Source organism: Blautia schinkii, assembly GCF_013304825.1.
Lineage (GTDB): Bacteria > Bacillota > Clostridia > Lachnospirales > Lachnospiraceae > Blautia_A > Blautia_A schinkii_B.
Genome location: NZ_JAAWUO010000002.1, coordinates 63,966 through 86,081 on the forward strand (window position 1 = coordinate 63,966; position 22,116 = coordinate 86,081).

Below are 22,116 nucleotides of genomic sequence, written 5' to 3' on the forward strand. Positions count from 1 at the left end.
TTTCAGTTGTAAGAAAGGGCAGCCTCCCGCAGGAGACTGCCCTCTCATCAGTCGCTGTCTCTTAATTTTCTAATTCCAGTGTTTCTACGTCATCATATGTATCCACTGTATCATCAATATCTTCCTGTTCCAGAATCAGATTCTCAACAATTTCTTCATCCTCATCCTCCTGAAGAGATGTATTCTTGAAATCCTCAAGAAGATTATCAGAAGAGATATATCCTCCAGATGCCAGTGCATCTTTCAGAGCGCTGGACTTCACAATATCTGTGAGAACCTTCTCTGCATTCTCATCTGTCTCAGTCGCTGTTCCCTCGTTGTTTACTTCTTCAACTGCTGTATCATCATAGAAAGATGGCTGTCTGATGTAACGAAAGCTTGCACTGTAAGCCTCACCTACCGTTACACCATTCTTACTGGAAGAACAATGTACCGCAATCCAGTCTCCTGAATCCGTCTTTCCGCAGAGAATGCCAACATGATTGTTGCTGCCCGACTCCGGACCTCTCTGAAATACAAGATCTCCCGGCTGTGCATCTGCCTCGCTGACAACATTCGCTTTCTCCCACTGATCGGATGTTCCATCACCAACCGCTGCCTGCATTCCCTGATCCTGATAGCCATTGATCACGGCCCATGTTACAAAGCCGCTGCAATCCAGACCATACGCCCGTAATGTACCTGAACTCTTGCTGCCTTCTGCCGAAACCTTCTCAACAGCTCCCCAGCTTGGATCATTACCGATAGCAGTAGATTTACCGCCCCAGAAATATCCGACTTTACCTACCAGGGAATATGCAGCAGTAATTACATCTACACGATCCTCGGAAACACTGTCTCCTACACTTTCACGGACAAATCCCTTGGATGCTGTGACAACTGCACAGAGAAGTTTACAGTCCGTTTCCACGTATTTCTTCAGAACAGTTCTGTCCTTCTTGGAAATATTATTCTTCTTAATATAGTAATTGATCTTACGATTTCCGTAAGATACTTTGGTAATATCCTGTTTATCTCTGACAACAGGGTTCATCTCAGCAAAAATCTTCGTAAGAGCTTCTTTACAGGAGGAATCCATAGTAAAGGATGTCTCTCCTTTCTGGCTCTGTTCATAAACATAAACAGCCAGAACATCCTGCCAGTTTCGTACCAGAATAGTACTGTCCGTAAGCTTGTTCTTCTCTTTATACTCTCCCTCTATCTGTTCCATCACAGATGCAAAATCATCTGAAAATGTGAGATTATAATTATTCTTCAGACTGTCCAGATAAAAATCCTTACCTGCATGAAGATTGGAAACCATATTGGTTGCATATACAGGTATTCCTATCTGTGTTGCAGTAGCATTATTTCCTTTACCATCTGTAATATCACCGGTATTGTTATCTGTACCTTTATTGTCCTTCTTATTATTGTCAGTTTTTCCATCCTTCACAACAGATGCCAGCTTCTTCTCAGCAGCTACCAGCGTTGAATAATTGGTAACTCTGGCTTTCTCTGAATCCGACAGTGCCTCATACGCTGCACGTGCTTCTTCAATCTGTGATTTTGCCTTCGCAGTGATATCATCCGGCAAAGCACTGATCTTATCGATAACATTCTGAACTGCTTCTGAATTATCCGGAACCGGAGTAGATGTCGGCGCCGGTGTCGCAGTTGGTGCCGGTGTTGCAGTAGGCTCCGGTGTTTCTGTCGGTGCTGGTGTCGCAGTCGGTTTCGGTGTCTCTGTTGGCTGCGGCTCTGGTGTCGCAGTCGGCTCCGGTGCCGGTGCTTCCGTTGGTTCTGGCGCCGGTGTCTCAATAGGCTCCGGTGCCGGTGTCTCTTCAACTGGCTCAGACGTCACTTCCTCACTGCTCTCATCGCTGAAAACTACTTCGGTCTCCTCAGCAGCCATAATTCCCGCCGGAGATGCCAGTACCATAGCTGATATCGTCGTGATGCATAAAAACTTATTCAGGTACTTGTTCTTCATATTTATTAAGATGCTCCCTTCTTTCCTTGAACATCCCTTTACTTCCCCTATAATAAAGGTCTGCTTTAAACCATTTTTGATAACTTAAAGTTCAACTCCGTTTATTTTATCATAGGAATTTTATGAAATCAACCGTTCTGACTGCATAACCTTTCCAGTTTATTTATTTTTCACTTTTTATTCACATTTTCGCAAAAAGCATTTTCCGAATACAAAAACACAAAAACTGCAGTGTGTACACACTGCAGTATCTGCCTTATACTGTTACCAGTCGGTTTTCCATATGGAATTGTCTTCTGACGCATAACTGAAAGATTCCCTGTATCACCTGATAACATACTCTCAGAATAAAGCGGATGTCATCGGCGATACATCTGGGGCTTTCCAGATAATATGCATGTCGTTCACGGATATACTCCACAAGTTCCTCAAAACTGTCGAAATGCTTCGCTTCTTCCAGCTGGCTGTCTGCTCTGCCGCTTAAGATGCACTCTTTCAGACGGTTTTTCAGTTCAGCTTCGTAGGAATTATGTTCCGCAAGACTTCCTTTATATGTTCTGTTATGAGGAAAAGTAAAATAATCTGCCATATAATGCATGACTTCACCGAATCTCCGCCAGTATACTCTGGCATTTTCTTCTTCCGGATTTTTCTCTACCAGTTCTCTCATCTTGCTCTGAAGCTGATTGAACGTTCCAAAAAACTCATGTCTGGTAGTAAGAAATGACGGTCTCAGATCCGGCATGATATTACCAAGGCAAAATGCTTTTCTGTGCTGCTGAAGACTGTAGACCTCGGACATCTGATCAGCCAGGTATCTGCCTAACAGTACATGTGATTTTTTACGCAATGTTTTCCCTCTTCCTTCTTTCTGTTCCAGGTTATGACCGAATACATCAGCAAAAGCGGTTCCGCCCGGTCATCTGCTGAAATCTTAAAGCTCTTCGTTTGTCGGAACCAACTTTACTATATCACTATTCTATTTAATGTGCAATTAAAGTTTAAGTAAAATTTGTGGAAGCTTTTTCGGCATGTTACTGTTCACTCCGTTCTCAGTAACACGCTTCGCGATGCACAGAATTTATGCTGATTGCATAAATTCGCGCGGTATGTCTCGGGTTTTCTGTGACCTTCGCTCACAAAAAACACCTCGCGGGATATTACCAGTGAACAGTAACTTCGGCATTCTATCCCCGGCTGCAGTAAAGATACCTTACAGTTCCCTGAAATCCGGTGTCCCGTACAGATCATATGGGGTGCTCTGGTATACGTAATAATTCAGCCAGTTTGTGTACAGATTGTTCGCATGTGCTCTCCAAGTGAGCAGTGGTTTGTTATTCGGATCATCGTCTTTATAGTAATTCTTTGGAATTTCAATAGGCAGTCCCTTGGACAGATCTCGTTTATATTCACCGTCCAAAGTTACACGGTCATATTCCGGATGGCCCATGACAAAGATCTTACGGCCGCCTTCTGCCATAGCAAGAAACAGACCTGCTTCTTCGCTTTCTGCCAAAACAGTAAGATCTTTGCAGGCATGGATATCTGCGATCGGAACCTCTGTATGCCTGGAATGAGGAGCAAGAAATACATCGTCAAATCCTCTTACAAGAGGGATTTTGCGATTCAGGACTTTATGCCAGAAAAGACCAAACATTTTTTTGTCCAGAGGTTTCTTATCCAGGCTGTAGAAATGGTAGAGGCTGGCCTGCGCCGCCCAGCACAGAAAAATTGTAGAAGTTACATGCTTCTCCGTCCAGTCCATAATCTCTGTCAGCTCTTCCCAGTAATCCACCTCCTCAAAAGGCATCTGCTCCACCGGTGCCCCGGTAATGATCATTCCATCGAATTTACGCTTTTTCACATCTGAAAAAGTCTCATAAAATTTATTCAGATGGCTGAGGGAAGTATTCTTCGCCTCATGGCTCTCCACTGCCATAAAAGTCACATCCACCTGCAGCGGTGTGTTGGAAAGAGAACGTAAAAGCTGCAGTTCTGTTTCCTCTTTCAGCGGCATCAGATTCAGAATCAGGATCTGAATAGGACGGATATCCTGATGCATGGCACGTTTCTCGTCCATTACGAATATATTTTCTCTTTCAAGGATCTCCTTTACAGGCAGATCCCCCTGTGTTTTAATTGGCATTGTAAGCCCTCCTTTTATCCATGCAAAGCGAACTCTCGCAGAATCCGCTTTTGATATTTTTCATGCAGAATGATTAGTCTTACAGCTTCCGCTTACCTTCCTGCCAGCTTCAGAAAATCTCCCTCAGACAGGATCGGGATTTCAAGCTCTCTGGCTTTCTTGTTTTTGGATGAATTGGACTGCACATCATTATTAATAAGATAATTCGTCTTTTTTGTTACAGAACCCGTAACCTTTCCACCCAGAGACTCTATCAGCTCTTTGGCCTCACTGCGATTTCCAAAATGAACCAGACTACCTGTGATCACAAAATTCATCCCTGCAAAAATCTGCTCTTCTTTTGGTCCTTCTTCCTGAATATGGAGAAAACTCATCAGATGATCCAGACGCCGGTTGTTATCCTCATCCTTGAAATACTCCACAAGGTTTCCCGCGATCACAGGTCCGATCGTATCAATGTCACTGACCTCCTCAAGTTCAGCATGACGGATCTTCTCAAGATCATTATCAAAATGGCGGCAGATCACCTTGGCATTAGCAAGGCCAATATTGGCGATCCCCAGACTGTAGATCACTCTTGGAAGCGTGGTATCCTTCGCCCGCTCCAGGCTATCGATCAGATTGTCATAGGATTTCTGTCCAAAACCTTCCATCTCTACGATCTCTTCTTTATACCTGCTGATCTCAAAAATATCGCCAAAATCATGGATGAAACCTCTTGCAATAAATTTCTCCAGAGTAGCCTCAGAAAGTCCGTCAATATTCATGGCATCCCTGCTTGTAAAAAGTGCAAAAGATTTGATCTTCTTAGCCGGACAGTCCGGATTTACGCAAAAAAGGCTCTCGACTTCATTGTCTTTTCGGATCATAGTATTCCTTCCACATGCAGGACAGCTGTGGGGAATCGGTGCATTGCCGCTTCCTGTAAGATTCTCCGCGATCTGAGGAATGATCATGTTGGCTTTGTAAACACGGATCGTATCTCCGATTCCCAGTTTCAGCTCTCTCATGATACTGATGTTGTGGACACTGGCTCTGCTGACTGTGGTACCTTCAAGCTCCACAGGATCGAAGATGGCCACAGGATTGATAAGCCCTGTTCTTGACGGGCTCCACTCAATCTCCAGAAGCTTCGTATCACGCATCTCGTCCGCCCATTTAAATGCCATGGCATTACGTGGAAATTTCGCAGTGGTTCCCAAGGATTCCCCATAGGCAATATTATCATATAATGCCACAAGGCCATCTGATGGAAAATCATTCTTTGTAACTGCTTCCGCAAAATAGTCCATCGCTTCATCCAGGGTATCACCTGTTACTTTCCGGTACTCGACCACCTCAAATCCCTGACTGGAAAGCCATTTAAACTGTTCTTCCCTTGAATTCAGAAAATCCACGTCATCTGCGCTGACCAGAGAAAAAGCATAAAAACGAACATTTCGCTTCGCTGTAATCTCATTATTCAGCTGACGGACCGATCCACTGCAGAGGTTTCGCGGATTTTTATATTTCGCGTCCGCATCACCGATCATCTCATTGATCCGCTCAAAATCAGAATAAGTGATAATAGCCTCTCCTCTTAGAACAAGTCTTCCTTTAAAAGAAATCTTCAGAGGAATATTTTTAAACACTCTGGCATTATTGGTAATAACCTCCCCAACAATTCCATTGCCTCTTGTAACAGCTTTGACAAGTTCTCCATTCTCATAAGTAAGGACAATGGTAAGACCATCCAGTTTCCAGGAAAGAAGTGTCGGATGCTCCCCGATAAACTCCCGTAAAGTTTCTCTCTCCTTTGTCTTGTCAAGGGAGAGCATCGGGCGTTCATGTTCCTCCTTTGGAAGCTGATCTACCGCCTCATATCCTACATTAACGGTAGGACTGTCTGCCAGAATCACCCCTGTTTCTTCTTCCAGAGTCGCCAGCTGGTCGTACAGCGCGTCGTACTCCACATTTGGCATGATCTCCCTGTCTTCCTGATAATACGCCTTTGACGCTTCCCGGAGTTTTGCCCCCAGTTCTTTCATTTTTTTGATAGCTACTTCGTTCATGCCTTCCTCCCGTTTCTTGTTGTGATCTTCCGGAGGAAAGCATCTCCTCCAGCTTCTTACGCTCTGTCGGCGTAATTTCCCGGTATTCTCCTTCTTCAATACCATCTATGTTCAGATTCATGATCCTTACTCTTTTCAGTGTGACAACACGATAGCCAAAATATTCACACATTCTCCTGATCTGGCGATTCAGGCCCTGAGTGAGGATGATCCCGAAACTGTTTTTCCCAGTTTTAGTCACTGTGCAGGGACGCGTCACAGTATCAAGGATCGGAACACCGTGGCTCATCTCTCTGATAAATTCCGGTGTCACAGGCCTGTTCACTGTTACCAGATACTCTTTCTCATGATAATTCCCTGCTTTCATGATGCGGTTCACCAAGCTTCCCTCATTCGTAAGAAGAAGCAGTCCCTGAGATTCCTTGTCAAGACGGCCGATAGGATATATCCGCACAGGGTAATCCAGATATTCCGTTACTGTCATTTCATCCCTCTGCTGTCTGGTACTGCAGACGATCCCTCTTGGCTTGTTAAAAAGAATAAGGATCTTTTTTTCCTGTATCGTTATGGGCTTTCCGTCAATACAGATATTGTCTTCCTGTGATACTTTCATTCCCGGGGAAGCAGTCTCTCCATTAACCGTGATCCGCTCATCTTCTGCCAGTCTGTCCGCTTCTCTTCTTGAGCAGACACCTGCATCGCTTAAAAATTTATTGATTCTGATTTTTTCGTCCATTATTTTATTATATATTTTTTCCCTGGTGTTCGCAACGCTTATTTTCCTTGTATTTTACAGGCAGGTATTGTATGATTAACAGGAATAAACCAAATGTCAGGAGGAAAAAATATGGCAGGCCGTAATTCACATATCAATCGGTTTTTGATTTTTATTTCTGTCTTCTTATGCCTGATCTGCGGTCTTCTTTTTACTCAGTCATCAGCAGGTCCTTCCGGAAACAATCCAGTATCCATTGCCGTAAAAGACACTCAGATCATCCCGGAAATCACAGATATTCCGGATCAGACCGATCATACAGATATTTCAGCATCTGTAACAGCAGCACCAACAGCAACTTCTGTTCCCGAAGAACAGAAAGTTTCTCCGGAAGCCGAAAATGGTGTCTGGACAGCAGACGGTTCCAACTGGCTTTTTATGGTAGATGGAACCACTTACACCGGCTGGCTCACTGACACCGATGGAAAACGTTACTATTTCGATAAGAAAGGAATTATGCAGAGAGGGTGGCTGAAACTGAAAGGCAAAAAATATTATCTGGACGAAGACGGAATCATGCAGACAGGTACCGTCACTGTAGATGGCCAGAAATATAAGCTGGCTTCCGATGGTTCTCTGAAAAAATGATGGTAAAAAAATGCAGGCTCCACAAACAATGGAACCTGCATTTTTCACCCTTATTATTCTAATAAACCACTATATATGTATCCAGTCTGTCCATCATAGTCAACCTGTATCCAGTCGCCTTCCTGCCCCTTCTTCTCAACTTCCGTTCCTGCAGAAAAACCACCGATAACCTCACCCTCTGAATCTGCTGATGCACGAACATTACAGTCTTCTGTAACCGTAAGCATAGTTCCAGTCTCTGCCGATGCGCTTGCATCATCTCCAAGTCCCTGAAGGAACTCTGCCAGAGCGGAATCATTCTCCTGTGCTGCGTCATAATTCGCCTTGACCTGTGCGATCAGTGCCTTCACATCGCTCTCAGATTCCAGTTTTTTTACATAAGTGCTGATATCTGTATCTTCGTCAGCACCTCCCTTGATCTTCAGATTACCGTCACCGTCTGTTTCTACATAAAACTGACTCAGTGCCGGAACCGGAGTCTCAATTCCCGTACAGATATAGTTAAAGACCACATAGACGACATATGAATCGTCCGTTAATCCTTTCTTCGCGTAAACATCCTGTACTTCATACCCGTCAATATAATCCCTTGAATTAATCTGTGACTCATCGGCCGGTGTAAATCCGTCCTCTATCGTCTTAAGTGTTGCAATGTCTTTTTCCCCAAAAGCCTTATAATAGCTTTGAATCAGCTCGGTTACTTCCGTGCTGGCTTTTTCCATGGTTGTTTCCGCTTTTGTACTGTCTGCGGAACTGGCGTCTTTCTTCTCGTCTGTCTCCCCATCATTTGCCGGAGAAGAAGGATCATTTTCCTGGTTACTTTTGGCTGTTGTCTGATCTTCATTGGAATTCCCCTTCTTACCTCCAACACAGGCGCGAACGCCAAAGATCAGAACAAGCACGATTAACAGAATTGCTCCGCCTAACATAAAATAGCGAAGGTTATCTGATAACCATTCTCTGAAATCATCCAAGTTCTTGTCCTCCTTATCATAACAACACGCCGGAACAGTTCCACTGCTCCGGGTAACACACCTGAAGGGAATCGAACCCCCGCACATGGTACCGGAAACCACTGCTCTATCCACTGAGCTACAGGTGCATAATGAAAAACATAACTTCTAAAATCAGGTATGAAATTGTCAAAGTCGGCTTACACTGTTTTAAATTCTAACACATAACACTGAAATTGTAAAGATTTTTTTAAACAGTGTATATTCATCAGACATTTTACGGTTACTGTTCACTGGTAATATCCCGAACGGAGTGAACAGTACCATTTTACGGGAAGTGACTCATATCACTCCCCGTATCTGTATACAACATATTTCTCAGTCTGTGCGACAGGTACGCAGCCGGCCTGACGAAGATAGTCATGGCAGTTCTGTTCCAGCTGGACTACCAGATAATCCGTTTTGGTCTTATCCAGAGATGCTTTAAACTTCGCCATATCTGTATCCGTCATCTGATAGCTTACCACATCCATAATCACTTTCTGAATCTGATAATCTTTCTTTTTTTCGTAATTTCCAACTACTGTGCTTCCTGCACGGTACAGTCTGTAATTCCGTTCCAGAACCAGGCGTAGTGACGGGTCGTACTGTCTTGCAACCATATTCATATCATCACCAAAAACAACTCGCGGTTCTTCTTTTTTGCTGTCTTCATGGATCACATCGCAAATGGAACGCAGCTCATTTGGCACTTTATAGATATTTTCCGCCATTGCAAAATTCTGTGCAATGCCAGGTATCGGTGTTCCTGTAATTATGATCACGCCGCCCAGCAGCACTGCAAGAAGAACTTTTCCTGTTTTGAATTCTATAAGACTTACCAGACGAACTGCGTAATAAGCCACTCCCGGGATCACCGGAAGGATCCAGATGAACCGGTAATATTCATTCTCAAAATCCACTTTTGGTACGATATATCTCACAAGAAACGGATTGTATACAGTAAGAGCCAAAAAGATCACATAATACAAAAATACCACGGCTTCTTTTCTCTTATGATAAAAAATATCCCACAGGATACCCAACAGAAAAAACACGGGCAGTATACATCCGCTCCAGTAATTCTCCATGCATACTCTCACAAAAGTCAGGCCAAGTTCCCTGATTGTTACTCCTGCCATTTTCCACCCTCTCTTTGTCTATATGTTTGTTTTTCGATGTACCGGCACAGTATTCACGAAGCCGGAAATACCAGCCATCCAAGCTTCGATGTAAAAAAAACAGCTGCATATAAAAATCCCGGCACCATGCAAAGAGCATAGGGAATTGCCCAGGAAAGTTTTCTCTTAAGAAGCATTACCGGCAAAACTGCTGTGCTGACAACAGCTGGATATATAATAGAAGATCCGGAAAAAGTCAGTGCACTCACAGAAGCCAGAAACAAAAGCACCCAGGCGTTTTTTGTATTTTTATCCAGCCAGAGTCCGAGGCTGGCCAGAAAAGCAGCCGGTATGGCCACATTTGCAAGAAGAGCTTTTCCCTCATAACAGCGTGTAAGCTGAAAGGTTCCGGATGTATACAGTGAATAGGAAAACAGCTGAAGCAGACACACAAAAATCACAAAAAGATCTGCTTTCTTCACATTCTGGTCAAAAAGCTTCTTTCCGATCTGATAAACAAGGAAATTGATCATCAGGACGTTGATCACCGCCATTGCGATCTTGGCCTGCACAATAGGATGTATTCCAAGAAGCCGGCACCATACAGCATTGTGCATAGGATAGGCAGACAGATCATAACGGATATTAAACTTCTTCTGCAACGCCCCTGTAAGCGGATTATATCTCGCCAGTGTGTCTGTATATACAGAAGTGCTCACAGAGCCGATATAATGAGCTGCATCTGCAGTATTATCCTGATACATAGCCACCATCATACACTGGAGCAGGATCACTCCTGCTGTCAGTAACAACAGCCAGGAATGATTGCAGAACACCTCACCTATCTTTCCGATCTGACGAAACCATTGTCTGTGAAGAAAAATACCCCCGGCAAAAACTGCTGCTGCCATAACTGCTGCCCAGAACCAGGCAAAATGCGTCAGGCTAACCCATTTCAAGGTCATTGGTACAGCTACCGCTTCAAACACAACAAAATACAGAAGATATCCCATAAAAACTGCCATGGTCGTTTCTGCTTGCATCCGAAGCACCCGCATCAGAAGACTTCCCGTGCAGAAAAACACAAGAAGCTCCAGAATAATATCTATCGGAACCAGCATCAGTTCCCGCATCTCACACCTTCTCTCCAGCTTCCTTAGCCAGGATTCCCATGGCAACTTTCTCCGGTGTGATCGGAAGCTCTCGCACCCGTACTCCTGTTGCATTGTATACAGCATTTGCAATAGCCGGGCATGGTGTGTCGATTACAAGCTCACCGATCGATTTCGCACCAAAAGGACCTGTCTTCTCATAGCTGCTCTCGAATTCAATGCGTACGCTTGGAATATCCATACGATTCGGAATCTTGTATTGCATAAAGGAATTATTTCGGATCTTACCCTTCTCTGTGTACTGCACATCCTCATAAAGAACCATTCCAATACCCTGACCGATTCCTCCCTCAGCCTGAACTCTTGCAAGATTCGGATTGATCGGTGTTCCACAGTCAATCACACCAACATAATCAATCACATCGATCTGTCCGGTTTCCTTATCGATCTCCACTTCTGCTGCCCCGACCATAAACGGAGGCGGTGAGATCGGGGATGAATATTCTTTCACAACCTGAAGCTCGCTGCAGATACCGGCAGTTGCCTTCAGTGCGATCTGACGCAGGGTTACTTCTTTTCCATCTTCTGTGCGGACAGCTGTTCCGTCAAAATCAGACTCCTCCACAGATACCTCAAGCATCTGTGCACCAAAAGAATGTATCCTTTTTCTGAGCTCCGCACAGGCCTGCATAACTGCATTTCCTGTTGCATAGGTCGTGGAGGAAGCGTAGGAACCGGAATCATACGGTGATATATCTGTATCCACACTGAATACAACTATATTCTTCATATCTGTATCCAGACAGTCTGCTGCCATCTGTGCAAGGATGGTATCACATCCTGTTCCCATATCTGAGCACCCAAGAGCCAGTGTATAAGAACCATCCTCATTAAGCTTGATATCAGCACCGCCGACATCAAGACCTGCAATAGAAGATCCCTGCATAGCCATAGCTATACCAACTCCGCGGACTTTGCCGTTGCCCATGTCGCGAAACGGATATTTCTCATCCCATCCGATCATCTCTTTTGCACGGGCCAGACATTTATCCATGGTACAGCTTCCGTTGATTGGGACATCCGGATATCCGGGAAGTGCTTCCCCCTCCATCGGCATATTCAGTTCACGGAATTTTACAGGGTCCATTCCCATCTTGTGAGCAAGCTCATCTGCAGCAGATTCCACTGCAAAAATGCCCTGGGTTGCGCCATAGCCTCGATACGCTCCTGCTGCCTGCATGTTTGTATACACAACATCATAGGCAAAACGATACGCTTCCGTATGCCTGTAAAGAGCAATGGATTTATGGCCGGAAAGTCCCACCGTTGTCGGTCCATGTTCGCCGTAAGCTCCTGTATTGGAAAGAGTATAAAGATCAATAGCCTTTACGATACCGTTTTCGTCAGCCCCCATGCGGATATGAACTTCCATCTCATGACGCGGGGAGGAAGCGATCATAGATTCCTTTCTGGAAAAAACGATCTTGGACGGCTTGCCTGTGACCCAGGTTACAAGTGCCGGATACACCTCACTGACTGAAGTCTGCTTTGCGCCGAAACCTCCGCCAATACGAGGTTTGATCACACGCACCTTCGATGACGGGATATTCAGGGCATTACCTACGATTCGTCTGACATGAAACGGAATCTGTGTGGAGGAAACCACTGTCAGTCTCTGAAAATGATCCATATAGCAGTAAGTACGGAAAGTCTCCATCATAGTCTGCTGGTTCGCCTTAGTATGATACACCTGATCTACTGTGTAGGCACATTTTTCCAGCATGGCATCTACATCTCCCACTTCTTCCACATTAGAAGAACACAGATTTCGCCTGTTATCTCCCCCTGCCGGGATCGGCATGTACCAGTCCTCCTCTGGATGGACCAGGATCGGATTATCTTTGGCTGTGTGGATATCAAGAACTGCATCTTCCACACGGTATTTCACCTTGATCCTTTTCAGAGCCTTGTCAACTGCTTCTTCTGTCTCACCTGCTACAATGGCAACAGTATCGCCCACAAAGCGTACATGTTTATCAATGATATATCGATCCCACGGACTGATCTCCGGTGCAGTCTGACCTGCCAGAGTGAAACGTTTATGTGAAACATCCTCATAAGTAAGAACGCATTCAATACCTTCGATTTTTTTCGCTGCATCGGTTTTGATCTCCTCTACCCAGGCATTGGCATGCGGGCTTCTGAGAAGCTTTACGATCAGACAGTCTGAAGGTGCAAGATCATCGGTATAAACCGGCTTGCCTGTTACCAGAGACATGGCATCCGTTTTCGGTACCGGCATGTTTACATATTTCATTTTCCTTCCTCCTGTCTTTTTTTATAGTCGAGAAATTTCAGGATACTTCTTGTCTGTCCCACAAAACCGGAACAGCGGCACAGGTTTCCGGAAAGGTATTCCCGGATCTCATCTTCTGTGGGATCTTCAAGCTCCTGGAGCATGGCAAACACATTCATGATAAAACCCGGATTGCAAAATCCGCACTGTTCAGAACCCTCATTAGCCATGAAAGCTCCGAATTCTTTCGCCTCATCCTGCATACCTTCCAGTGTTACGATCTTTTTGCCGTCTGCACGGGCAGCCAGCATGGAACAGGAAAGTACCGGGCGGCCGTCCATAAGAACTGTACAGAGACCGCAGTTTGCAGTTTCACAGCCACGTTTCACACTGTAGCAGCTGTTCTTGCGGAGGAAATCCAGAAGCAGCTCTGACGGTTCCACTTCCGCCTGTTTCTTTTTTCCGTTCAGCCAGAAAGTAATGTTCATGACTCTCTACCCCCAATCTCCTCCCAGGCTCTTCTCGTAAGAATTTTTACAAGGAGCGTTCTGTATTCTTTTGAGGCACGCATATTCTTATCTGTAACAACTTGTTCTGCTGCATATGCGGCAAAAGATGCTGCTGCCTCTTTTTTCTCCCGAGGATCTTTCTCTGAAAAACCTTTAAGTATTCCTTCTTTATCTTCCACTACTATGGCCTTGCCAGGTCTGGCACCAATCACAGTTCTTGCCTCTCCGTCAATAAGAGAAACGGCACATGTCAGCACCGGAAAATCTGTGGAATTGTTTCTCTGGCTTAAGTACACTGTGTTCAGAGGGGTTTTCTTCACAATAACATTGACCAGGATATCGTTATCCTTCTCCATAAGTACAAACTCTGTAAGCGGGATCCGCCCTCTGTCGTAAAGCTCCACCCAGGTATCCATAGCCAGAAACATCGTCAACACATCGGAAAACCCAAATCTGCCAAAAATACTTCCGCCTACTGTAGCACAGTTACGGAACTGCACGCCAACAATATGGCGTACGCTCTCTCTCACGGCTCCTCCTGTATATTCATTAAGAGCCTTGTGAGTCTCAATGGCATGAAGCGATGTCATGCAGCCGATCACAAACTCTTCGTCTGTTTCTGTAATACTATCCAACCCCAGACCGGAAAGATCGATCGCCGTAACAATATTCCGGTTACCCATTTTCAGCCAGACCATACCACCCAGCACAATGGCATTTTTTTTCTGGTTCAGCTCATATGCCTGGGCAAGACTTTCTGCCTTTACATAATTCTTTATCTTGAGCATATTTTTTCCCTTCTGAAATTATTATCTTTCAATACATATCGATATACACAGCTGTCAATTACGATCACAGCTAAACATTAATTTTAACAGACCCTGACAGAAATATCTACTGTTAATATTCCAGGATCACAAACTGATACGGATTCAAACTGATGGTTCCATTTTTGATCTGCACCTCTTCCTGATTGTTCAGAAGTACATTCTTCACTTCTCCCGGAAGCTCCACATTCCGGGACTGGCTCTGAAGGTTTCCCATTACCAGAATATTTTTCTCCTCTGTTCTTGTGTAGGCGATCAGATTTTCCTGATCTTCTTTATACGGTTTAAAGCTTCCGTATACGAATGTATCTTTGTACTCCTGTGTTTTTCGAAGTGCTGTCATTTTTTTGTAAAAAGAAAGCAGGGAGTTACTATCCGTTAACTGGGACTCTACATTAATCTCTTTGTAATCGGGATTTACTTCAAGCCAGGGTGTTCCTGTTGTAAAGCCGGCATTTTTCTCCTTATTCCACTGCACCGGAGTTCTTGCATTATCTCTGGAAAAAGCAGATGCTGCCTGAAGTGCTTCTTTCTCTGTGCAGCCCGCATTCAGGGCAACCTTATATTCGTCAATGGTACTGATATCGTCAATTTGCTCCATAGAAGTGAAATCCATGTTCTCCATCCCAATCTCCTGCCCCTGATAGATAAAAGGAATTCCTCTCAGGAAAAAGTACACACCAGCCAGAAGTTTCTTGGAATCCGGACACCTGTCTTCCGGAAGAATGTAGTGACAGACGCCTCTTGGCTCATCGTGATTCTCAATAATATTGGAAATCAGCCCTGTCTCTCCGATCTTCTGCTGAGTATGGAAAATACATTTCTTGTAATCCTCTGGCGTCAGCACATATTTGGAAGCGTACCAGCCATCCTCGCTTTTTCCATAACAGGTCTCCTCAAAATCAAACATGGAGGAAAAATATCCTTTTTCTCCGATAAAATCACAGATCTCATCCTCTTTCTCATTGAAGACTTCGCCTACTGTAAACGCATCATACGGATGAAAACATTTCTCTGCCATCTCACTCAGGAATTCTCCGATGCCATCTGCATCTTCCAGCATTCTCTCCACGCTGCACATTCCATCACTTCGATCTGCCGGATAATCCTGAAACGGAAGCTTCTTCTTGATATTGATGATGGCATCAATGCGGAAGCCGCCAAGACCTTTCTCCATCCACCATCGGATATTCTTAAATACTTCTTCCCGTACCTCCGGATTCTCCCAGTTGAGATCCGGCTGCTTTTTATGAAAAAGATGAAGATACTGTTTATCGGAATGTCCGGGAAGTTCTTCCCACACAGAACCTCCGAAATAGCTTCTCCAGTTGCATGGCGTCCTGTCGTCTTTTTTGTCTTCTATATAAAAGAAATTTCCGTATTTTCCTTCCGGATCCTGAACAGCTTTCTGAAACCATTCGTGTTCATCGGAACAATGGTTCACAACAAGATCCATCAGGATATACATATCACGTTTTTTTGCCTCTGCAATCAGACAATCCATATCTTTCATGGTTCCAAACCGCGGATCAATGGCATAATAATCTGCAATATCATACCCCTGGTCAGCAAGAGGGGATTTATAAACAGGAGACAGCCACAGAATATCTGCACCCAGCTCTTTCAGATAATCCAGTTTACTGATTATTCCCGGAATATCTCCGATCCCGTCACCATTGGAATCATAAAAACTCTTAGGGTATATCTGATATACCACTTTGTCATGCCACCATTTTTTCATGCTCTTCCTCCTTATGCCTGTTTGATCATGCAGTACTGCTTCAGGTCAAAGCCTTTCTTCTGCACGATACCATATAATTTAAATCCAAACTTTTCGTACATGGCTACATTTGCCGGATTATGTGTCTCCAGGGAGATCATCAGTTTATGCCTGTCTGCATAATCGATCACGTCGTCCATCAGCTTCTCTGCCAGCCCATGATGCTGCATCTTGGGAGTTACAGCCAAGTAGATCACATGAAGTCTCTCTGCTGTATGAAGCTGGGAAGTCCAGCTGGAATTAAGATAATCTTTTCCCTGAATAAATTTCCTTAAGGTTGCAAGGCTTGGATCTTCCTTGATCAGATAACCATCTGTTTTCAGAAGTGCAAAGAAATCCACCATCAGATTATGTAATGCAGCTTCGTGCTCCGTTCCGTCAGATACTACCAGGATACTGTTCAATTCACTGCTGTCCGCATAAATCTCACAGGTCTCAAAAAATTCTGTAAGATCACAGGTAAACAGTTCCGGCATCAGCCGTTCCCTTGTATCTTTGTCCGGGATCAGTGCCTGGTACAGCGGATCTTCCGCAAAACATACAGTCAAAATCCGGATCAGTTTATCCAGGTCTCCTTCTTTCACTCGGTATAATTTCTGGCTTTCCATTTTTCCCTCCAGGTATGCAGCATTTCGCTTGAATCTTCTTCGAACATCCGTGACACTTCGCGGATCATATCCGTAAGCTTCTCAACGGCACGGATCAGATATTCGATGTCCTCTATATAATAATTCTTCTGCCGTTCCCAGGCCTCTTTAAGGCTCCGGCGTTCTCTCTCCAGGCTGTCCCCGGATTTCTTCTCTTTCAGGCTTTTCACCAGATCATAAAGATTTTCATGATGAATGATTCGTCCCTTTCCCCACATCAGACGGTCCGGGGACTGTTTCATGATATATTCTGTAAAATGGTAAAAAACATCTCTCTCAAACTGGAACGCATAGCAGTTATTATCAATACTGTAAAAAGATTCCAGTGCAGGCGCGATCTCACCTTTTTCCAGAAATCCCATTGCTTCATTCAGAGCATGGAGATTGTTCTGTGCTGCCTGCTGCGGAAATATCACATTATCATCCCAGTCCAGGCGCACCAGATAGTCCTGGGATTTTTTGAACACTGCAAGAAGCTTCTCTGTAACAATATCTGCTTTTTTCCAGTCGTAACTTTCCGTCGGAAGGCTGTTGAATCGGCGGACCTGTTCGGCAAGTACAGCCGCTGCTTTCTTGGCTTTCTCTGTTTTTTCCAGAAGCAGGGCTCCGTTGGCTCCTGTTTGCATGCAGAGATCCATATCAAGACTCTCAATACTTCCTGCAAGCGCACGGCCAAAATCAAGTGGCGGCAGTGCAAGGCTGTCCACTGCCATGATCAGACGCAGATAAAACTCATGGTGAAATTTGTAAACCTCTTCTTCATATACATCCTGATTATCGTACTGAGAATGATAGTAATTCTCCATAAAAGGGCCGCCGCTGAAATCATTGACAAAAGACGGGATTCCCGAAATCGACATGGTAAAATCATCCGACCACGTCTCGATAGGATAAAGTGTTGTCATTCCATCCGGATAGATTCCCTCCGGCATCTGAATTGCATCTACAAATTTCCGCATAAAATCCGCATATTCGTATGTACATCGCACAGCATCTCTGGTGCTGTGTGCATGGGCCGGAAGCTCGAAGTTAAAATCAGCTATCACATGCCCCGGCCAGTCCGGTCTTGCTTCAAACACCTGTCTGTAAGCCCCTGTTGACCAGTCATACTTTGTATCGGAGATTCCCCATTCTTCTGCTGCAAGAGCACATACAACAATGGTATGGTAAGGCTCATATCCGCCGCGGATCAGTGCCCGGGCAATCCCGATTATCATGGCGACTGCTGCATTGTCATCCTGGAATCCCTCAAAATAAGAATCATAATGTGCACTTAACAGGATCATGGAATCGGAGCAGGTACCTGGGATTCTTCCTATAATATTATAGGTATGCTGATCTTTTATCACCTGGGTATCCGCATCGAATTCCACCGTAATCTCCGGAAGTTTTCTTTCACCTTCCATTTTCTCCTGCATCAGCTCCCTGATCTCAAGAAAATCTGCTCTTGACATGGAAAAAGCAGGTGCAAAGGACGGGCCGGCAATATCCTGGGCATTCAGTGCCGTGTCATCTACCTGGGCATATCCCCTGCTCTGAACAGCGATCAGTGCTGCTGCTCCTTTCAGATATGCCTGATATACGGGATAATTGATCCACCATTCTTCTCTCTGGTTGATCTCAACAAGAACCAGTTTTCCTTTCACATCAATATCCTGATATTCTGCTGCTGTTCCCTTCCCAAGATAAACCAGCTCAAATTTCTCAAAACCATCTGTCTTAAAATCCGTCTGGTACGCGCCAAGCTGGATCTTCCTGAGCTGTCCGTCCTTATCCTGATAGTGCATAACTGCCTTTTTAAATTCCCAGGCATCTACTGTGATGCGGTCTTTCTCTACCTGGGCAAGACCTGCTTTCTTCATTTCTTCACAAAGCATATCTCCGGTGTTTCTCTCTGCCAGGGAACCTGCTGTACGATATCCTAAGGCGGGGTTAGTCTTCTCCTGTTCCATGCGCTTGGCCAGATCATAGGACTCTCTGATGTCCAGGCACGAAACACATTTCTCCACGATGTTCAAGTTTTCTGTCACCCTTTCTCTGCTTGTTTCATTTATTATAAATTATACATTATCATTCTGGGGATTTCCAGACAAAATTCCATGGAAGCCGATGTCACCTGTTCCTTGTATACAAAAAAGCAATGCAATTTGTACGACCTGATGTAAGAGCTACACTTGTCTGGTATACTGTTTTTTCGTTAAAAATGCCATCTCCCGGATTCCAGGTGATCGATCCACCTGAGCTTTATCACCTGTACCATTATCTTCTCCTTCGGAAAAATCTTCTCTCAGAGGACTTTAATCCAAATATTTTCTGTAAGTATCAGTGTGTATTTATATATTTTTACTATTATTCGAAATAATTTTCATTATTTTCTGGTATTTTTATCTTAAATATGTTATAAAAGAAGTATAAGAAAACAGAAATCAGGATACATTTTTTCACTTCTGATTTAAAATAAAAGGGGGTTTTACTATGGCTAAACGTATTATTACTATTAACCGTATGTTTGGAAGCAACGGACGCCTGGTCGGCAAGACTCTGGCAGAAAACCTGGAGATTGGTTTTTATGATAAGGAACTGATCGACCTGGCTGCGAAAAAAAATAATATTCCTTTTGACACTCTCGCAAAAGTAGATGAGAAGAAAGCCAGCCAGTGGGTTTTCCCGGTTGACAGTGAACTCCAGTTTACAGACAATTTTTCTTTTGTTCCTATGAATGATGTACTTTATGATCTGCAGAGAAAGATCATACTTTCGCTTCCTCAGAAGGAAGATTGTGTTATTGTGGGACGGTGTGCTACGAATATTCTGAAGGATAAGTCACTAAAGATTTTTATTCATGCTCCTTTTGAGGATAGAGTTCAGAATGTGATACGCCGCACCGGACGCGAAGAAGCCAGTGCTCGGAAACTTGTAAAAAAGATGGATAAAGAAAGACGAGCCTATTATGAATATTTTACTGATTCCAAGTGGCTGGATATGACACAGTATGATCTGTGTCTGGACAGCAGCCGGTTTTCTATGGAGCAGATTGTAGAAATCGTAAAAGATTGTCTTTGATTTTTTGAAAAAAACTGGCTTTGAAAAGCCAGGGAAACCGTGGGGAGGGAAGGCACTCATAGTTGCGAAGGCCGTTTTCCCTCCCCACCCCCTCCTTTCTGGCCACGCCGCTGTTCTGCGTTTTGCCTGTGTTAATTTTATTAACAGAACGATGGTTTCTATTCCTGCTTCCCCAGAATATACGCTTTCAAAAACTCATATATATCTCCTTCAAGTGGCGGGCACCCCTCTACATGATGTTTAAACTTGCAGGTACAGTGCCCAACACCAAGTTCACCGCTCTGTCCACGATATCCCTGGCCTATACATATTTTCTCATGTAGTTTTTCAAAAAGTCCTTCTTCTTTCAGCATTTCCAGTGCAGGAATCAGATAGCCGTAGCAGGCACTACAAGATTCTACTTCTTCTACGGCATCGGCCAGTTCTACAACCTTGCGGGATTTGGGCAGAATCTTTTCTGCTTCTTCCTGGCAAAAAAGGATCTCTGCTTTGCTGATATCCGAACAGCCAGCCCCCAGTTCACCAGCCAGCTTTACATAAGGGACATCCTCCACCTGATAATGCATCATCTGGCACACATAGGCATCCACAAGAACAGGATCACAGGCAGCAAGAACACGGTTCATCACAACCGGATTGCCGCCATCCTCAAAATCCAGATCCCCGCAGATATTATCCACAACAATAAAATCCTGCCGGATTCCCATATTCAGGTGAGCGATAGGATTATGAAGACCAAGAGAATGAAATCGCCTTTTCTCTTTATTTGGGATCAACCCCTTCATATTCTTTAAAGCACAGGTAATCTTAGTCTGGCAATGCCCTTTCAGCACCGGTACATTGATCAGAAAATCTATCTCCTTCACCCGTTCGCAGATATTCAGTTCCATACCGCCGCAGTCCAAAGGAATACCCTTATCCTTCTGCATATCCCAGAACGGAACCTGATACTCCTCTTCAAGCCGGTCATATCCACACACTTCAAAAGCTTCCCTTGTCTTATCACCGACCCAGGAACCCTCCATCATCACAAGATTCCGGAAACCATGCTCTTTCAGATATTCAATAATACCTGCAACCACCTCCGGATGTGTCGTTGCACCCCAGGAAGCCTCAGACGGCGAAACCAGATTCGGCTTGATTCCAATTTTTTTATCTCTGTCCTTTATATGGGACTTAAGATCCGTTCTCTCCAGAAGTTCCTTTGTCATTCGTTTATAATCTGTTCCAGATGTAATTAAAATCTGATTTTTTTCCATAATGTCAGAATTCCTTTCTTCTCATAATCCGGATAATTATACAGTCGCTCCACCCCACCACGGAAATTCGCGGTTCAGCCATTTTCCTGCCAGCTCGCTCCACGGCTCACAGGCTCTCACAATACCGCGTCCGTTTTCATTGGCTGTCAGCTCACTTGCAAGTCCGAGACCATGAGGTCCTTGCGGAAAAATATGATACTCCACAGGAATCCCTCTCTTATAAAGTGCCTGTACAAACCGTAAAGTATTGTCAAGAAGCACTGTCTCATCTTCAAACGTATGCCAGATAAAAGTCTTCGGTGTATCCTCTGTAACCTGATATTCTAAAGACATTTTATCTTTCAGCTCTTCATATTTTTCTCCAAGAAGATTATGAAAGCTTTCCTGATGGCCGAACTCTCCGGAAGTAATTACAGGATAATTGAGAATCATTCCATCAGGACGGATCATTTCATTATCAAAACCTGTGATTTCTTTTAACTCAGGAGTATTCCAGAACACCCCAAGAGATGCTGCCAGGTGTCCGCCTGCTGAAAATCCTGACACAATGATCTTATCTGTCTCAATATGCCATTTTTCACTGTTTTCCCTAAGAAGGGCCACGGTTTTTGCAAGCTGACGAAGAGCAGCTGGATATCTGGCAGGTGCCACACTATAACGGAGCACCACTGCATGATAGCCCATGCTCATAAAACGAAGGGCAACGGCCTCCGCCTCCCTGTCAGAAGTCATTGCATAAGCCCCTCCCGGACAGATTACTATAGCCGGACGTTTCTGCCCTGGATACAATTCCACAGATTCCTGCCAAAAGTAAGTCTCGATCCATGCCTCATCGTAATCTTTTGTTTTCTCCTCAATGATGATTCTTTCATTTATCATTTTTTCCATCCTTTCTGTCAGATCTCATATAAATATCGGAGCTTCAGTTTTCCCGGAAAGCATTTTCCACTTCCCTCCAGAGAGCTTTCGGGTCTGTTA

General features: G+C 44.3%; 17 protein-coding genes, 1 tRNA gene and 1 pseudogene. 2 read left to right on the forward strand and 17 right to left on the reverse strand.

Annotated elements, in window-relative coordinates:
* Positions 1-61 precede the first annotated feature (61 nt).
* The 5 genes and pseudogenes from HFM85_RS01780 to HFM85_RS01800 all read right to left on the reverse strand — a co-directional run.
* A complete protein-coding gene (locus HFM85_RS01780) occupies positions 62-1,972 on the reverse strand; it encodes an NlpC/P60 family protein (RefSeq protein ID WP_173737246.1) in 1,911 nt (636 codons plus the stop codon).
* 256 nt (positions 1,973-2,228) lie between these two features.
* Positions 2,229-2,822, reverse strand: coding sequence for a zinc dependent phospholipase C family protein (locus HFM85_RS01785; protein WP_173737245.1), 594 nt, complete (start codon positions 2,820-2,822; stop codon positions 2,229-2,231).
* Between the two features lie 363 nt (positions 2,823-3,185).
* Positions 3,186-4,118, reverse strand: a complete 933-nt coding sequence (gene metA / locus HFM85_RS01790) for a homoserine O-acetyltransferase MetA (RefSeq protein WP_173737244.1) — start codon at positions 4,116-4,118, stop codon at positions 3,186-3,188.
* A gap of 92 nt (positions 4,119-4,210) precedes the next feature.
* Positions 4,211-6,169: an NAD-dependent DNA ligase LigA gene (gene ligA, locus HFM85_RS01795; RefSeq protein ID WP_173737243.1), complete on the reverse strand. Its 1,959-nt coding sequence runs from the start codon at positions 6,167-6,169 to the stop codon at positions 4,211-4,213.
* A gap of 82 nt (positions 6,170-6,251) precedes the next feature.
* Positions 6,252-6,905: pseudogene (locus HFM85_RS01800) on the reverse strand (pseudouridine synthase); the annotation flags it as partial.
* A 111-nt stretch (positions 6,906-7,016) separates the two neighbouring features.
* On the opposite strand from HFM85_RS01800, the gene HFM85_RS01805 reads away from it, so the two are divergent.
* Positions 7,017-7,532 (forward strand): N-acetylmuramoyl-L-alanine amidase family protein, encoded by a 516-nt coding sequence (locus tag HFM85_RS01805; protein ID WP_173737242.1) that lies wholly within the window; start codon positions 7,017-7,019, stop codon positions 7,530-7,532.
* A gap of 53 nt (positions 7,533-7,585) precedes the next feature.
* On the opposite strand, the gene HFM85_RS01810 is transcribed toward HFM85_RS01805, so the two are convergent.
* From HFM85_RS01810 to HFM85_RS01855, 10 genes are all read right to left on the reverse strand, one after another.
* Positions 7,586-8,506: an SH3 domain-containing protein gene (locus tag HFM85_RS01810; protein WP_243873782.1), complete on the reverse strand. Its 921-nt coding sequence runs from the start codon at positions 8,504-8,506 to the stop codon at positions 7,586-7,588.
* A gap of 56 nt (positions 8,507-8,562) precedes the next feature.
* Positions 8,563-8,634 (reverse strand) — tRNA-Arg (locus HFM85_RS01815).
* Positions 8,635-8,832: 198 nt separating this feature from the next.
* Complete coding sequence (locus tag HFM85_RS01820; protein WP_173737241.1) at positions 8,833-9,666, reverse strand: hypothetical protein; 834 nt, start codon at positions 9,664-9,666, stop codon at positions 8,833-8,835.
* A 53-nt stretch (positions 9,667-9,719) separates the two neighbouring features.
* On the reverse strand, positions 9,720-10,778 hold the full coding sequence (locus HFM85_RS01825) for a DUF6077 domain-containing protein (protein ID WP_173737240.1): 1,059 nt from the start codon (positions 10,776-10,778) through the stop codon (positions 9,720-9,722).
* A 1-nt stretch (position 10,779) separates the two neighbouring features.
* Positions 10,780-13,074 (reverse strand): xanthine dehydrogenase family protein molybdopterin-binding subunit, encoded by a 2,295-nt coding sequence (locus HFM85_RS01830; RefSeq protein WP_173737239.1) that lies wholly within the window; start codon positions 13,072-13,074, stop codon positions 10,780-10,782.
* Positions 13,071-13,541 (reverse strand): (2Fe-2S)-binding protein, encoded by a 471-nt coding sequence (locus HFM85_RS01835; RefSeq protein WP_119238917.1) that lies wholly within the window; start codon positions 13,539-13,541, stop codon positions 13,071-13,073. Before HFM85_RS01835 ends, HFM85_RS01830 begins: the two co-directional genes overlap by 4 nt.
* Positions 13,538-14,350, reverse strand: a complete 813-nt coding sequence (locus HFM85_RS01840; protein WP_173737238.1) for an FAD binding domain-containing protein — start codon at positions 14,348-14,350, stop codon at positions 13,538-13,540. Before HFM85_RS01840 ends, HFM85_RS01835 begins: the two co-directional genes overlap by 4 nt.
* Before the next feature lie 112 nt (positions 14,351-14,462).
* A complete protein-coding gene (locus HFM85_RS01845) occupies positions 14,463-16,130 on the reverse strand; it encodes a glycoside hydrolase family 13 protein (RefSeq protein WP_173737237.1) in 1,668 nt (555 codons plus the stop codon).
* 11 nt (positions 16,131-16,141) lie between these two features.
* The gene (locus HFM85_RS01850) at positions 16,142-16,777 is read right to left on the reverse strand and encodes a GNAT family N-acetyltransferase (RefSeq protein ID WP_173737236.1); all 636 of its coding nucleotides are present in this window, start codon (positions 16,775-16,777) and stop codon (positions 16,142-16,144) included.
* Positions 16,750-18,768 carry a M28 family peptidase gene (locus tag HFM85_RS01855; RefSeq protein ID WP_173737300.1) on the reverse strand — a complete coding sequence of 673 codons (2,019 nt, stop codon included), beginning with the start codon at positions 18,766-18,768 and terminating at the stop codon, positions 16,750-16,752. The genes HFM85_RS01850 and HFM85_RS01855 overlap by 28 nt, the downstream gene beginning before the upstream one ends.
* A 523-nt stretch (positions 18,769-19,291) precedes the next feature.
* On the opposite strand from HFM85_RS01855, the gene HFM85_RS01860 reads away from it, so the two are divergent.
* On the forward strand, positions 19,292-19,879 hold the full coding sequence (locus HFM85_RS01860) for a cytidylate kinase-like family protein (protein WP_173737235.1): 588 nt from the start codon (positions 19,292-19,294) through the stop codon (positions 19,877-19,879).
* 158 nt (positions 19,880-20,037) lie between these two features.
* On the opposite strand, the gene HFM85_RS01865 is transcribed toward HFM85_RS01860, so the two are convergent.
* On the reverse strand, positions 20,038-21,138 hold the full coding sequence (locus HFM85_RS01865) for a DUF362 domain-containing protein (protein ID WP_173737234.1): 1,101 nt from the start codon (positions 21,136-21,138) through the stop codon (positions 20,038-20,040).
* A 36-nt stretch (positions 21,139-21,174) separates the two neighbouring features.
* On the reverse strand, positions 21,175-22,017 hold the full coding sequence (locus tag HFM85_RS01870; RefSeq protein WP_173737233.1) for an alpha/beta hydrolase: 843 nt from the start codon (positions 22,015-22,017) through the stop codon (positions 21,175-21,177).
* Positions 22,018-22,116 lie beyond the last annotated feature (99 nt).